At 41.3% G+C, this 14,383-nt stretch carries 6 protein-coding genes, 3 rRNA genes and 1 pseudogene; 2 read left to right on the top strand and 8 right to left on the bottom strand.

Translation table 11 applies throughout. From position 1 onward, the window contains the following. Positions 1 to 437 precede the first annotated feature (437 nt). From gltS to KG708_RS12660, 3 genes are all read right to left on the bottom strand, one after another. On the bottom strand, positions 438 to 1,631 hold the full coding sequence (gene gltS / locus KG708_RS12670) for a sodium/glutamate symporter (protein WP_213610307.1): 1,194 nt from the start codon (positions 1,629 to 1,631) through the stop codon (positions 438 to 440). Between the two features lie 311 nt (positions 1,632 to 1,942). Next, positions 1,943 to 3,910: a methyl-accepting chemotaxis protein gene (locus tag KG708_RS12665; RefSeq protein WP_213610305.1), complete on the bottom strand. Its 1,968-nt coding sequence runs from the start codon at positions 3,908 to 3,910 to the stop codon at positions 1,943 to 1,945. A 112-nt stretch (positions 3,911 to 4,022) separates the two neighbouring features. Next, positions 4,023 to 5,528 (bottom strand): NAD(P)H-hydrate dehydratase, encoded by a 1,506-nt coding sequence (locus tag KG708_RS12660; protein ID WP_213610303.1) that lies wholly within the window; start codon positions 5,526 to 5,528, stop codon positions 4,023 to 4,025. A gap of 568 nt (positions 5,529 to 6,096) precedes the next feature. On the opposite strand from KG708_RS12660, the gene KG708_RS12655 reads away from it, so the two are divergent. Beyond that, a complete protein-coding gene (locus KG708_RS12655) occupies positions 6,097 to 6,501 on the top strand; it encodes a hypothetical protein (RefSeq protein ID WP_213610301.1) in 405 nt (134 codons plus the stop codon). Between the two features lie 96 nt (positions 6,502 to 6,597). Here the strand turns inward: KG708_RS12655 and KG708_RS12650 are convergent, their stop codons facing one another. Continuing rightward, entirely contained in the window at positions 6,598 to 7,104 is a 507-nt protein-coding gene (locus tag KG708_RS12650) for a DUF4879 domain-containing protein (protein WP_213610300.1), read from the bottom strand. 394 nt (positions 7,105 to 7,498) lie between these two features. Between KG708_RS12650 and KG708_RS17695 the strand changes: the two are divergent. Beyond that, positions 7,499 to 7,777 (top strand): annotated as a pseudogene (locus KG708_RS17695) (transposase); the annotation flags it as partial. Positions 7,778 to 7,971: 194 nt separating this feature from the next. Here the strand turns inward: KG708_RS17695 and rrf are convergent. The 4 genes from rrf to rplQ all read right to left on the bottom strand — a co-directional run bounded on the left by rrf (position 7,972) and on the right by rplQ (position 14,368). Beyond that, positions 7,972 to 8,086: ribosomal RNA gene (gene rrf, locus KG708_RS12640) — 5S ribosomal RNA — on the bottom strand. Positions 8,087 to 8,221: 135 nt separating this feature from the next. Then, positions 8,222 to 11,108: ribosomal RNA gene (locus tag KG708_RS12635) — 23S ribosomal RNA — on the bottom strand. A 293-nt stretch (positions 11,109 to 11,401) separates the two neighbouring features. After that, positions 11,402 to 12,937: ribosomal RNA gene (locus KG708_RS12630) — 16S ribosomal RNA — on the bottom strand. Together the 16S, 23S and 5S rRNA genes form the textbook arrangement of a ribosomal RNA operon. A gap of 1,029 nt (positions 12,938 to 13,966) precedes the next feature. Next, positions 13,967 to 14,368, bottom strand: coding sequence for a 50S ribosomal protein L17 (gene rplQ, locus KG708_RS12625; RefSeq protein WP_013466072.1), 402 nt, complete (start codon positions 14,366 to 14,368; stop codon positions 13,967 to 13,969). Positions 14,369 to 14,383: the final 15 nt, after the last annotated feature.

Below are 14,383 nucleotides of genomic sequence, written 5' to 3'. Positions count from 1 at the left end.
CAATGAAAAGTCAATAACACAGTACAAATCACTTTTTGACTCTCTAGCTTGTTAAAAATCCCTACTCTACATATAAGGCTCTCTAAATGGGTAATTTTATACCCATTGCATTAAATTAGTGAACTATTATAGCGACAAAGAAATAAGTAGATAACAAGGAAAAAAATTATGACATAGTATTGTTCTATATAAATAATTTTTAACGCAGGTGGGAGATTATTTAATACGCTAGAATGGCCATGTTTTTAATAAGATTGGTATTAGTATTTACAATAGTCCAGGTATCATACCAATTCGCAATCACACTCCATCATTTTTAAGGGGCAGCTAGCCACATTAAGATTTTTCCGATCAGAGCAACTAAACGTTTGCCTTTCTATTGACACAGTTTTCCTACCTTAAAATAACTCACTTAATTAACCGAATTGGTATACCTTTCATAGCACACTTATGAAGAACTGAATCACAAATGTATTGGCTATATCAATAAAAAAAGCTCCTACCAAAGGGACAACGATAAATGCTTTCTCAGATGGACCAAATCGCTCCGTGACCGCATTCATATTGGCGATAGCCGTCGGCGTGGCACCTAAACCTAACCCCGCATAACCTGCAGCAATAACTGCTGCATCATAATCTTTACCTAATAACTTAAATACCACAAAGATAACAAAAATCGTTATAACAAATACCTGCGCTAAAAGTATTACTAATATAGGGACAGCTAGTTCTAGTAGTGACCATAACTGTAAACTCATTAACGACATTGCTAAAAATAACCCTAAACTTAACTCGCTAACTAGGCTTAAAGAGCGTGTACCTGATGGCCAACTCCATTTATTAAAAACATAAGGAACTGTATTCGTTAATATAATGCCTGCAAACAAGGAAGTGACAAACTCAGGTAAGATTAAACCAAAAGACAATAAAATTTGATTTAGCTGTAGCCCAATTCCAATAGCTATACTAATGACTAAAATACAATGTAATACCGTATCAATATGAATTCTCTCACCTTGACTATACTCACCACCAAGAGAAACGACGGCGCTGTCTGCAGGATTAAGCTGGTAGCGTTTAATTAAAAATTTAGCAATAGGCCCGCCAATAATGCCACCAAAAATGAGCCCAAACGTAGCGCATGCAATGCCAATTTCTATTGCATTAGTAATAGAAAACTTACTCTCAAAAATATCAGCCCAAGCAATAGCTGTGCCGTGTCCACCACTTAAAGAAACAGAGCCGCCCAATAGCCCAACCGCAGAGCCTGATGATGATAACTGCCCCACTAAAAGGCCCGTTGTGTTTTGCAACACCAAATATACAATTGCCAGCACTAACAAAATAACAAGCGCATAACCACCTTTTAGTAAACTAGCAAATCGCGCATTTAAGCCTACACAAGTAAAAAATATAATCAAAAATTGATCGCGTCCTGCAAGCTCAAAATCAATTGTTATCCCCGAGGAAGCATAAATTACACCAATAAAAATAGAAGCTAACATCCCTCCGGTTACCGGCTCCGGAATATTATATTCACGTAAAAAGGTAAGCTGCTTATTAAGTGCCTTACCCAAAAATAGAACCAATATTGCTACTATGATCGTTTGACGCTGACCTAATTCAAGCATTCTGTTATCCGTAAGCAGAGCGTATCGTTACTAATATACTAATTAGATTAACATTTTGAACTGTAACTTTTAATATAAAACGCGTAAATTATTAAGGTGTATGCAGGTAACAAGTTAAAATAGGCGTTAATTGCCCTAACAGAGGTGTTACAACGGATTTTATACAATTGGCTAAGCTTAATAGCCGTTTGAACTGTTTTCTAGGCTCATGTCTCTTAATGTCATTTCAGTAGATAAATAGCTCTAAAGAAAAGAGGGTCAGGCAGCTAAATAACTTACTGCCCGATCATCCCAATAGTTTTCACTGTTAATTATTGCTTGCTAATATCATATAGCCTTTGCGCTTGGCTATTAGAAGCTTTACTTACTTCTCTGAAATCTTCTGCATCTGCAGCGTTTTGTCCCGATATCTCTCTAATTCGTTCAGCTAAATTTTTAACATCCACGGTTACTTGCGCTTGTTCTTCTGTAGCAACAGCGATACTCGCTGAGCGCCCTTTAATATCATTAAATGCATCAACTATATTTTCATATTGTGCGCGTGTAGTGTTTGAACGCTCATTAACCACCTCTGAGAACTCTTGACACTCTTGGATAACACTGACACCTTTTGCAGCAGCCTGTTGTAACTGGCTTATCATGGTTTCAATTTCACCAGCTGACTGTTGTGTTCTTTGTGCTAAAGTTCTTACTTCATCGGCCACTACAGCAAATCCTCGACCAGAATCACCGGCGCGAGCAGCTTCAATGGCAGCATTAAGCGCAAGTAAATTAGTTTGTTCAGAGATATTCATGATCACATCAAGTACCGAACCTACCTGTTGAGAATCTTCAGATATTTGTGATATTGCATTAGCAGACTCAGCTAATTTATTAAATAATAACTGAATAGATTCTGCGTTTTGCTCAATAACATTAAATCCTGAATTTACAAGGTCTGACGACTTAGCTGTGATATCAGCAACGCCACCAATATCTTCAGATACCGATGAAGCTGCTAACGACATTTCATTAATAGCAGTAGCTAATAACTCATTTTCTTGCATTAACTCGTGTGCGCGTTGCTGGCTATTATTACTTAAGCTATCTATAGATTGGGCATTATTTTTAACAGAGGTTGCCTCTTGTTTGATCAACTCGAGAATTTTAATAAGGTGATCGCCATAGTCATTAATAGCCTCGCAAAGATGGCTCATTTCATCATCCCCCGACACAGGTAATTTAGAGTCTGTTTGACGCTGTATCAATGATCTAACTTGAACTGTAGTTTGCTCTATCTGCTCAACCAAACGTCTACCAAACACAAGTAGCGCTGATATAAAGATTACGATAAGTAAAATAAATGAGCCATATAAGTAATAAGTAAGTGTATTAGCTGCTTTTTGTGCGATAGCAGTTGGAATAATAACACCAGAGCGCCACTTTTGTTCCGGTAGTGAAAATGTCACTAAAATAGAACTATCGCCTTTTATAACCCCTGTGTTAAATTCAGTCACAGAGTTATTATTATTTTTCAAAGCATTTACTAAAGGCGCTAAAGAAGAATCTTTACTGACTGCTTGTGAGAAATTAAGCATAGCTAATTCAACATCTCTAAAACCTGGAATCGAAACAAATTGCTGCGCACTATCGACAATAAAGCTAAAAGTACCTGTAGCTTGATTTTCAGCAAGTAGTGACTTTTCAATATGAGCGAGCTCTATATCTAGGGTAGCCACCCCCCAAAACTGATTATTTCGCTCAATTTTAACTGAGCAAGTTACCATAGGTACATTAGAAACCGCATCAACATAAGCTTCAGACCATACGCACTCTCCTGCTTTTGCATTTATTGCACTTGTGTACCAACTTTCTTGTTGATAAGGGCTACTATTGGACTGATTATAATCATCTAATAATGTGTATTGACCATTATCACCTTTAGCCCAAAAAAGAGAGGCTTTTTGTTCTGATGGCACTAACACATTAGGCTCAGGCCATATTCCTCCACCCGCAATGCCTGAACCACTAGCAATTAGCGGCGCCAAATTCTTAATAAACTCATTTTTATCAAGTGGAAGTGTTTGCGCAACAACAGATAAGCTTTTAGTCAAAGCAGCACTTTTACCTAGCTCCTTAGCAAAGGATTCACCAATAACTTTAGCTTGCAATTGTGCTGCAGAAACAGCCTCATTTTTTATAATTGGTGTAATTACCCATTGCATGATTGCGGTTAAAACAACTAAAGAGAAAACTATAAGTAAAAAGCTTCCTACGTACATTTTCTTCTGTATTAACATCTTTAACCTCAATTACAAATAAACTGCTTCTACAGAGTATATGAAGAATAATTAATTTATCAAAAAATAAGTAAACTTATTTACCATTTCATAACTAAAACAGTCTATAAGTTTATTTCGGTTTTAGATTATTGATTAGCCGCCTAACTATATAAAAAAGATCGCTAGGTAGCATCCCCCTCTCTCCCGCTTTTTCACAGGCTATATCACCGGCTTTAGCATGTAAGGTTACACCGTAGCAAGCTGCCTCCTCACAGCCTATACCCTGTGCAACCAGCGCACCTATTATACCAGTAAGAACATCACCACTGCCGCCAACAGCCAATACAGGGCCTCCCTCTTCACAAATCCAGATAGAGTCACCATTACTGATTAAAGTTCCAGCCCCTTTTAAAACGCAAATCGCTGAATAACGTTTGGCACACAGCTGAACATGGCTGAACCGATCAGATTCTATTTTTGCTGTAGTCACATTTAATAATCTAGAGGCTTCGCTTGAATGTGGGGTAAGAATAGAGTATTTGGGTAGATGCAATAAAGTGTCTTTAGCAAGTAAGTTAAGTGCATCAGCATCAATTACTAATGGCATATTATTATGTGTACAATACTCAATAACTTTATTAAAGGTATTTTGTGCCCACTCGTTTTGTCCAAGGCCTGGGCCAATAACAGCACAGCTTGCCCACTCCAATGCGTGTTGCAAGTTGTTACTGCTTACCATGAGCTCTGGTCGGCCAAAACTGACTGGCATAATTGAGCTTTCATGGGTGTACACTCTGACCATTCCAGCACCAGCTCTAAGCGCTGCCTCGCTGGTTAATCTGATAGCGCCTGCCATTCCTTGATTCCCACCAATACAAAGTAATTTACCATAGCTTCCTTTATGGCTATTTATAGCGCGTGGACCCAACCCTTTAAAACTATTAATATTGATTATCGTACCTGATGGGCTTGCTAGTTCAATAAATTGCTCACCAATTGCTAAGTCATCAAAGATCAATTTACCAACATACTGTTTACCCGTCGCAGTTGTTAATCCTTGTTTTATCCCTACAAAAGTAATTGTTTTAGTAGCTTTAATTGCAATACCTAAAGGGTGACCTGTATCTGCATTTATACCTGATGGTACATCAATGCTCAGTATTGGTTTAGCGCTTTCATTTGCCGTTTTAATTATAGTGGCAACATGACTGCGTACCATATCTTTAAGACCCGTGCCGAGTAATGCATCAATTATAACGTCACATTCAGCCAGCATATCAACGCTAAAGTTACAAATTTCACCACCGGCATCAATCCAACGTCTTTGTGCTTTTGCCGCATCACCTTTTAATTCTTTATTTTCATCAACGGCACACACCACTACGTGTCTATCTGCTTGCTTGATAAGACTAGCCGTAATATAACCATCTCCAGCGTTATTGCCACTTCCTACTAGTACTAAAGTTTGCTGTGCATTAAATGAGTTCCAACTTACAAAGGCGGCCTGCCCTGCTCGCTCCATCAGGTTAAACAAATTGCAACCACCGGCTTTGGCAGCGTTGCCTTCGTGCTCTTTTATTTCCTGAGCTAAATATACGAATTGCCTAATTTTGGAAGATAAACATAAATACGACATTAGGACCTCTATTAAAATAAATATTGATTAAGTAGATTTTGTGCTGGATCTATTTTCCAATTAATAGCATTGAGCATGCATGAAGCTGGATATGGCAACGCTGTCTAGCAAATCGTATATTTAATCGTTATAAAAGTGATACGATTAAAGCATACGCTTAAAATTAACTAATACCAATCTGCTAAATTATGTGATCTAATTCGCACACCGATCCTTATCTACTTTTACTAAATTAGTTGACCATTACAGTTGATAGTATTAAAGATTTAGCGCTCGTCTCTCAGGAGACTGTACACGAAATTGAACTAAATATTCAGCGGCTAAATGAATCGCTTAAGAATGCAAATCACTTAAAAGAAATCAAAAAATTGAAATGGATGTTGATTTCTATATCCCTCATCTTTGTATCAATCTCGATCCCAATATTTCACTTTAATATTACTTATTTAAAAGCTATGTTTTAACTTCGGATAATTATAAAAGCTCTACTTTAGAGCCATCTTCTCTTAAAAACAGCATCTTTATTGCTAGTTTTATATACTTAAAACCAGCAATAAGGATGTTCCTCATGATTATCGGCAATCAAACTGCTACCTACAGTCAATACCAGTCAGCTCAACAACCTAAAGCCCCCCAAAAAAGCGGCAATGAATTGCCTGATGTAACAGAGGGAAATACAAAATCAAGAACGATAGATATGAATAATATTGATGTGAATGAACTAAATACACTTATACGGGAAACTGGAGATGAGCGTCTATTATTTTCAATGCCGTTTTTAGGCCAAAATCCACATAGTTCAGGAGACCCGTACACTAAAAAAATTAACTTTATAGAACAAATAAAGAACATATCTAATTTTGAATACAGTTTAGGGAATACTGAATCAGGTAAAAAATATGAAGATTTTTTGAACGTTTTAGCTGAGTATCAGGGGTATGAATTACCCCCCAAAATAAACATTAAGGCTTAATGTCACTGGATATATATAGAGTCACTCCAATAGCCAAAAGGTGAGGCTATTGAACGTGAAGATACTGTAAATTGACCACTTTAAGGACCATAGAAATCAAAGTAATCCAGTTACTGTCTCTCCAGGAGTACATATATGTACATCAACGTTTAAAGTACCACAAATATTTTCAGTTTCTGTAGGGGATTTAGTTTGCCCACTTAAAGTGGCATCATTAACATTGCCATACCCATATTGCAAAACCGCAACTCTAATTTGACTACTACCATGATCTAGTGTGGTGATTGAAGCTGATGGCTGTGGATATTCAAAACCTTGAGTAGTAGAACCAACACCATATATTTCAAAATATTGAATGCCAGTTGCAGGAGCTCTTGCTGAAATATCTGTCGATATAGGCTTGCTATAGATTTTCTTTTTTGAATTTATTTGATCGTTCATTAATGAATAATCAATAGGATAATCAGCAGCAAATGAATCATACTCACTAATGTTCACTACATTTTTAACTACACCGGCTTCAACGTCAGCGACTAAAGCGAGGCATGAGAAGGTAGACGTAGATAAAATAATGGTTGAAAGAAGTGTTGTTTTTAAAGTCATTTAATTTTCCTTTTAATATCAATTGAAAGGCATTTATCGCTCACGCCTTTAGCATTGTCAAAAAATTAAAATATAATGATAAATAATTAATTTTTATATTTGTTAACTGATAGCAGAAAATCAAACACAAGACCTTCATCCAACAATTGAGTTTCACCGGTGAAACTTTAATTTTAGCGGCTAAAATAATGGGGTATCACACTTTGACCTGCGATACCCCCTACCTAACAATTAACCTATTAAACTTATAACCAATTGGGCTACAGCAATTAGGGAAATTAAATTAATAGAAAACCTTCCTTCTGCTTTCACTTTATAATGAATATCAATTTTCATTGGCGTGCTCATTAATATTGATAGTGCCCCAACTGATCAGCCCTATCATTAATAAAGACGTCATGCGGTTGTGATCGTTGATGGTGCTAGTTGGCATCCTATTGATACTGTACAACCATTTAATAATGTAACGTTGATAAAGCTTCCACCTTACTCCCCAGAGTTAAACCCAATGGAGCAAGCATGGCGTTGACTACGGCAACACTATCTATCAAATCGTGTATTTAGTGGTTATGAAGAAATAGTCGAACAGGTATCGCAAGCGTGGAATAAATTCATCTCAGTTCCTGATACGGTTAAAAGCATATGCGCTAGAGACTGGATAAAATTGACTTAATCTTTATGCAGGGTGAATACATAATGACCTCCAATAAAAGATTGGCGGTATTTTCAAATACAAAAAACATTGTTGCTAGGTGTGGTTAGCCGGACGGTTACAAATATTTATGCAGGTTACTATGAATTGGTGCCGATTTATTTCAAATAATAAAAAACCCGCATCATTTCTAATGCGGGTTTATTTAATTAGGATCCTGGTAATGTCCTACTTTCACATAGCAAATGCTACACTATCATCGGCGCTGTTTCGTTTCACTACTGAGTTCGGCATGGGGTCAGGTGGGTCCAAAACGCTATTGTCACCAAGCAAATATGGTGTAAGGTCGATTTAATCGAACTTACTAAAATTTGGAATTTCTGATAATAAAGAGTAATCAAGTAATCTACTTTAGTCTATTAACTTCTTCGCTTAAACTATCACATAAAACGCGTTTGGCGTTGTATGGTTAAGCCTCACGGGTAATTAGTACAAGTTAGCTTAATGGCTCACACCACTTCCACATCTTGCCTATCAACGTTGTAGTCTTCAACGGCCCTTCAGAGACTTTAAAAGTCTAGTGAGAACTCATCTCGAGGCCTGCTTCGCGCTTAGATGCTTTCAGCGCTTATCAGTTCCGAACGTAGCTACCGGGCAATGCCATTGGCATGACAACCCGAACACCAGCGGTTCGTTCACTCCGGTCCTCTCGTACTAGGAGCAACCCCTCTCAATTCTCAAACGCCCACGGCAGATAGGGACCGAACTGTCTCACGACGTTCTAAACCCAGCTCGCGTACCACTTTAAATGGCGAACAGCCATACCCTTGGGACCGACTTCAGCCCCAGGATGTGATGAGCCGACATCGAGGTGCCAAACACCGCCGTCGATATGAACTCTTGGGCGGTATCAGCCTGTTATCCCCGGAGTACCTTTTATCCGTTGAGCGATGGCCCTTCCATTCAGAACCACCGGATCACTATGACCTACTTTCGTACCTGCTCGACGTGTCTGTCTCGCAGTTAAGCTGGCTTCTACCATTACACTAACCGTACGATGTCCGACCGTACTTAGCCAACCTTCGTGCTCCTCCGTTACTCTTTGGGAGGAGACCGCCCCAGTCAAACTACCCACCAGGCACTGTCCGTAACCCCGATTCAGGGGCCAACGTTAGAACATCAAAACTACAAGGGTGGTATTTCAAGGACGACTCCACAAAAACTAGCGTCTCTGCTTCTAAGTCTCCCACCTATCCTACACATGTAGGTTCAATGTTCAGTGCCAAGCTGTAGTAAAGGTTCACGGGGTCTTTCCGTCTAGCCGCGGGTACACAGCATCTTCACTGCGATTTCAATTTCACTGAGTCTCGGGTGGAGACAGCGTGGCCATGGTTACACCATTCGTGCAGGTCGGAACTTACCCGACAAGGAATTTCGCTACCTTAGGACCGTTATAGTTACGGCCGCCGTTTACCGGGGCTTCGATCAAGAGCTTCTCCGAAGATAACCCCATCAATTAACCTTCCGGCACCGGGCAGGTGTCACACCGTATACGTCATCTTGCGATTTTGCACAGTGCTGTGTTTTTAATAAACAGTCCCAGCCACCTGGTCACTGCGGCTCCAATCAGCTTAGGGAGCAAGTCCCATCACCAATCGGAGCGTACCTTCTCCCGAAGTTACGGTACGATTTTGCCTAGTTCCTTCACCCGAGTTCTCTCAAGCGCCTTAGTATTCTCTACCTGACCACCTGTGTCGGTTTGGGGTACGATTCGGTATAATCTGAAGCTTAGAGGCTTTTCCTGGAAGTATGGCATCAGCAACTTCATCACCTTGGTGACTCGTCTCGTGTCTCAGCCTAACAGCAACCCGGATTTACCTAAGTCACTAGCCTACACACTTTCACATGGACTACCAACGCCATGCTTGCTTAGCCTGCTCCGTCCCCCCATCGCAATTATACCAAGTACGGAAATATTAATCCGTTTCCCATCGACTACGCCTTTCGGCCTCGCCTTAGGGGTCGACTTACCCTACCCTGATTAACATGGGATAGGAACCCTTGGTCTTCCGGCGTGCGGGTTTTTCACCCGCATTATCGTTACTCATGTCAGCATTCGCACTTCTGATACGTCCAGCATACCTCCCGGTACACCTTCAACCGCTTACAGAACGCTCCCCTACCACTCAAAATAAATTTTGAATCCGCAGCTTCGGTGCATAGTTTAGCCCCGTTACATCTTCCGCGCAGACCGACTCGACCAGTGAGCTATTACGCTTTCTTTAAAGGATGGCTGCTTCTAAGCCAACCTCCTGGCTGTCTGGGCCTTTCCACATCGTTTCCCACTTAACTATGACTTTGGGACCTTAGCTGGCGGTCTGGGTTGTTTCCCTCTTCACGACGGACGTTAGCACCCGCCGTGTGTCTCCCGGATAGTACTTTACGGTATTCGGAGTTTGCAAAGGGTTGGTAAGTCGGGATGACCCCCTAGCCTTAACAGTGCTCTACCCCCGTAAGTATTCGTCCGAGGCTCTACCTAAATAGATTTCGGGGAGAACCAGCTATCTCCCGGTTTGATTAGCCTTTCACTCCTAACCACAGGTCATCCCCTAACTTTTCAACGTTAGTGGGTTCGGTCCTCCAGTTGATGTTACTCAACCTTCAACCTGCCCATGGCTAGATCACCGGGTTTCGGGTCTATACCTTGCAACTATTCGCCCAGTTAAGACTCGGTTTCCCTACGGCTACCCTAATCGGTTAACCTCGCTACAAAATATAAGTCGCTGACCCATTATACAAAAGGTACGCAGTCACCCAACAAGTGGGCTCCTACTGCTTGTACGTACACGGTTTCAGGTTCTATTTCACTCCCCTCACAGGGGTTCTTTTCGCCTTTCCCTCACGGTACTGGTTCACTATCGGTCAGTTGGGAGTATTTAGCCTTAGATGATGGTCCACCTATATTCAGTCAAAGTTTCACGTGCTCCGACCTACTCGATTTCACTTAAAATGCGTTTTCATGTACGGGACTATCACCCTGTATCGTGGCGCTTTCCAGCGCCTTCCATTAACACATAATAAGCTTAAGGGCTGTTCCGATTTCGCTCGCCGCTACTATCGGAATCTCGGTTGATTTCTTTTCCTACGGGTACTTAGATGTTTCAGTTCTCCGCGTTCGCCTCGTTAACCTATGTATTCAGTTAACGATACCTGCAAGCAGGTGGGTTTCCCCATTCGGAAATCCTAGTCTCAAGCGCTTTTTACTAGCTTGACTAGGCTTATCGCAAGTTAATACGTCCTTCATCGCCTCCAACTGCCAAGGCATCCACCGTGTACGCTTAGTCACTTAACCATACAACCCAAACGGGTCTTTGTTTCGTGACAGTTTAACTTCGCCAGAAGTTAATATTGAATACTAAAGTAGATACCAATCAACAAACGAAACGTTCATTAAATGGCACTGAATGATACTGCTATCATTCTTTTTTACTTTTGAAAACTCTGTACAAATAACATTGTTATTCATACGAATTTTATTATCAGCTTTTCCAAATTTTTAAAGAGCATATTAATTAATAAACCTTTCGGCTTACTAACTAACAATCATCTGTGTGGACACTACGAACAAATAAGTTCTAAATCGTATAAGGAGGTGATCCAGCCCCAGGTTCCCCTAGGGCTACCTTGTTACGACTTCACCCCAGTCATGAATCACTCCGTGGTAAACGTCCTCCCGAGGGTTAGACTATCTACTTCTGGAGCAACCCACTCCCATGGTGTGACGGGCGGTGTGTACAAGGCCCGGGAACGTATTCACCGCGTCATTCTGATACGCGATTACTAGCGATTCCGACTTCATGGAGTCGAGTTGCAGACTCCAATCCGGACTACGACGCACTTTAAGTGATTCGCTTACTCTCGCGAGTTCGCAGCACTCTGTATGCGCCATTGTAGCACGTGTGTAGCCCTACACGTAAGGGCCATGATGACTTGACGTCGTCCCCACCTTCCTCCGGTTTATCACCGGCAGTCTCCTTAGAGTTCTCAGCATTACCTGCTAGCAACTAAGGATAGGGGTTGCGCTCGTTGCGGGACTTAACCCAACATCTCACAACACGAGCTGACGACAGCCATGCAGCACCTGTATCAGAGTTCCCGAAGGCACCAAACCATCTCTGGTAAGTTCTCTGTATGTCAAGTGTAGGTAAGGTTCTTCGCGTTGCATCGAATTAAACCACATGCTCCACCGCTTGTGCGGGCCCCCGTCAATTCATTTGAGTTTTAACCTTGCGGCCGTACTCCCCAGGCGGTCTACTTAATGCGTTAGCTTTGAAAAACAGAACCGAGGTTCCGAGCTTCTAGTAGACATCGTTTACGGCGTGGACTACCAGGGTATCTAATCCTGTTTGCTCCCCACGCTTTCGTACATGAGCGTCAGTGTTGACCCAGGTGGCTGCCTTCGCCATCGGTATTCCTTCAGATCTCTACGCATTTCACCGCTACACCTGAAATTCTACCACCCTCTATCACACTCTAGTTTGCCAGTTCGAAATGCAGTTCCCAGGTTGAGCCCGGGGCTTTCACATCTCGCTTAACAAACCGCCTGCGTACGCTTTACGCCCAGTAATTCCGATTAACGCTCGCACCCTCCGTATTACCGCGGCTGCTGGCACGGAGTTAGCCGGTGCTTCTTCTGTCAGTAACGTCACAGCTAGCCGGTATTAACGACTAACCTTTCCTCCTGACTGAAAGTGCTTTACAACCCGAAGGCCTTCTTCACACACGCGGCATGGCTGCATCAGGCTTGCGCCCATTGTGCAATATTCCCCACTGCTGCCTCCCGTAGGAGTCTGGGCCGTGTCTCAGTCCCAGTGTGGCTGATCATCCTCTCAAACCAGCTAGGGATCGTCGCCTTGGTGAGCCATTACCTCACCAACTAGCTAATCCCACTTGGGCCAATCTAAAGGCGAGAGCCGAAGCCCCCTTTGGTCCGTAGACATTATGCGGTATTAGCAGTCGTTTCCAACTGTTGTCCCCCACCTCAAGGCATGTTCCCAAGCATTACTCACCCGTCCGCCGCTCGTCAGCAAAGGTGCAAGCACCTCTCTGTTACCGCTCGACTTGCATGTGTTAGGCCTGCCGCCAGCGTTCAATCTGAGCCATGATCAAACTCTTCAATTAAAAAGTTTTATGTCTTTCGACAGCTCAATGAATTCTGAATTTATTTAATATCTTTCGATATTGAATTGACTGTGCTGCAATTACTACCGAAGTAGTTATTGCTGTTGGTCACTCAGTTTCTCTTTCGAGAAATCACATTGAGACTCTAAATTTTTTGCCTCGCTACTTGCTCAATAAAGAACGAAGTAGCTTGGCTGTTAGAACTCAATCTGTACGAGTGCCCACACAGATGATTGCTTTATATTGTTAAAGAGCTATACCGGTTATCCGGTTGCGATTAAAGTGTTAAACTTTATCTCGCTAGGGCTGCGCATATTACGCTTTCCTATTTTTTTGTCAACACTTAATTTTGTTAAACTTGAAAGTTTTCGAAACTAAGTTTTACTCGACTCTCTGATTAGCTCGTGCCTCGCTATGCGTTGCGCTCTGCCGTCTCAGTGGGGTCGCATTATAGGGAGATCCGAAAACAGATCAACCCTTTTTTGAAGAAAACTTGAAATAAATGACTGTTCGAACAAAATTACAACTAAACGCTTAAAAAGACAACTAAACTCAAGCATATTTAGCTTCAAATGTGGTTATAAGTTATTTTTTAATGATAACGCGTTGCAGGTTGATGTTTAAATCGCTTGTAAATAATATCCGATTTCTTGCTATAACTATTTAAGCTAGTAGAACCACTAAGAGCATTTGGCAAAAAACATAGCATATAGTTAAGGCTTTCTTTACTTATGTATTTACTGTTTCAACCTATGACGTTAATCACAACCTTAAGTTATATAATTAGCTTATTTTTACCAATCATAGCTAAATAGAATATATAGGTCAGGGGTAACATGAAGAAAGTATTTAAATAAGCGAACTATATTTCTGTTAGTAGCAAATAGACTGCCTTTATTGATATGGGGCTGTTGTTTATTATTGATAAAAAAATTGGAGAGGACTTTACGCGACCCTATTACCGTGTGATAAATTTTAGGTATTAAAAAGCCGAGCATAAGCTCGGCTTTTTGGTGTCTCTTTAAAGACTTACTCTGCAGACTGTGCGTCTTCTTGAACTTCTTCGCTCGCCGCTGGGCGACCAACTAGTTCAATATAAGCCATTGGTGCATTATCACCAGCACGGAAGCCACACTTAAGAATACGAGTGTAACCACCTGGACGGTCTGTATTACGAGGACCGATTTCGCTGAACAATTTACCAACTACTTCATTATCACGCGTGCGGGCAAATGCTAAACGGCGATTTGCTACGCTGTCAGTCTTAGCCAGTGTGATTAAAGGTTCAATTACACGGCGTAACTCTTTCGCTTTAGGCAAAGTAGTTTTGATGATTTCATGTTTCACCAAAGAACCTGCCATATTGCTGAACATCGCTTTACGATGGCTACTGTTACGGTTTAATTGACGACCACTCTTACGATGGCGCATGACCCTATCCTTCTA

The organism is Pseudoalteromonas sp. (assembly GCF_018402495.1).
GTDB lineage: Bacteria > Pseudomonadota > Gammaproteobacteria > Enterobacterales > Alteromonadaceae > Pseudoalteromonas.
Note: the sequence above shows the minus strand (reverse complement) of the source record. Positions and strands in the feature narration are given on the sequence as shown.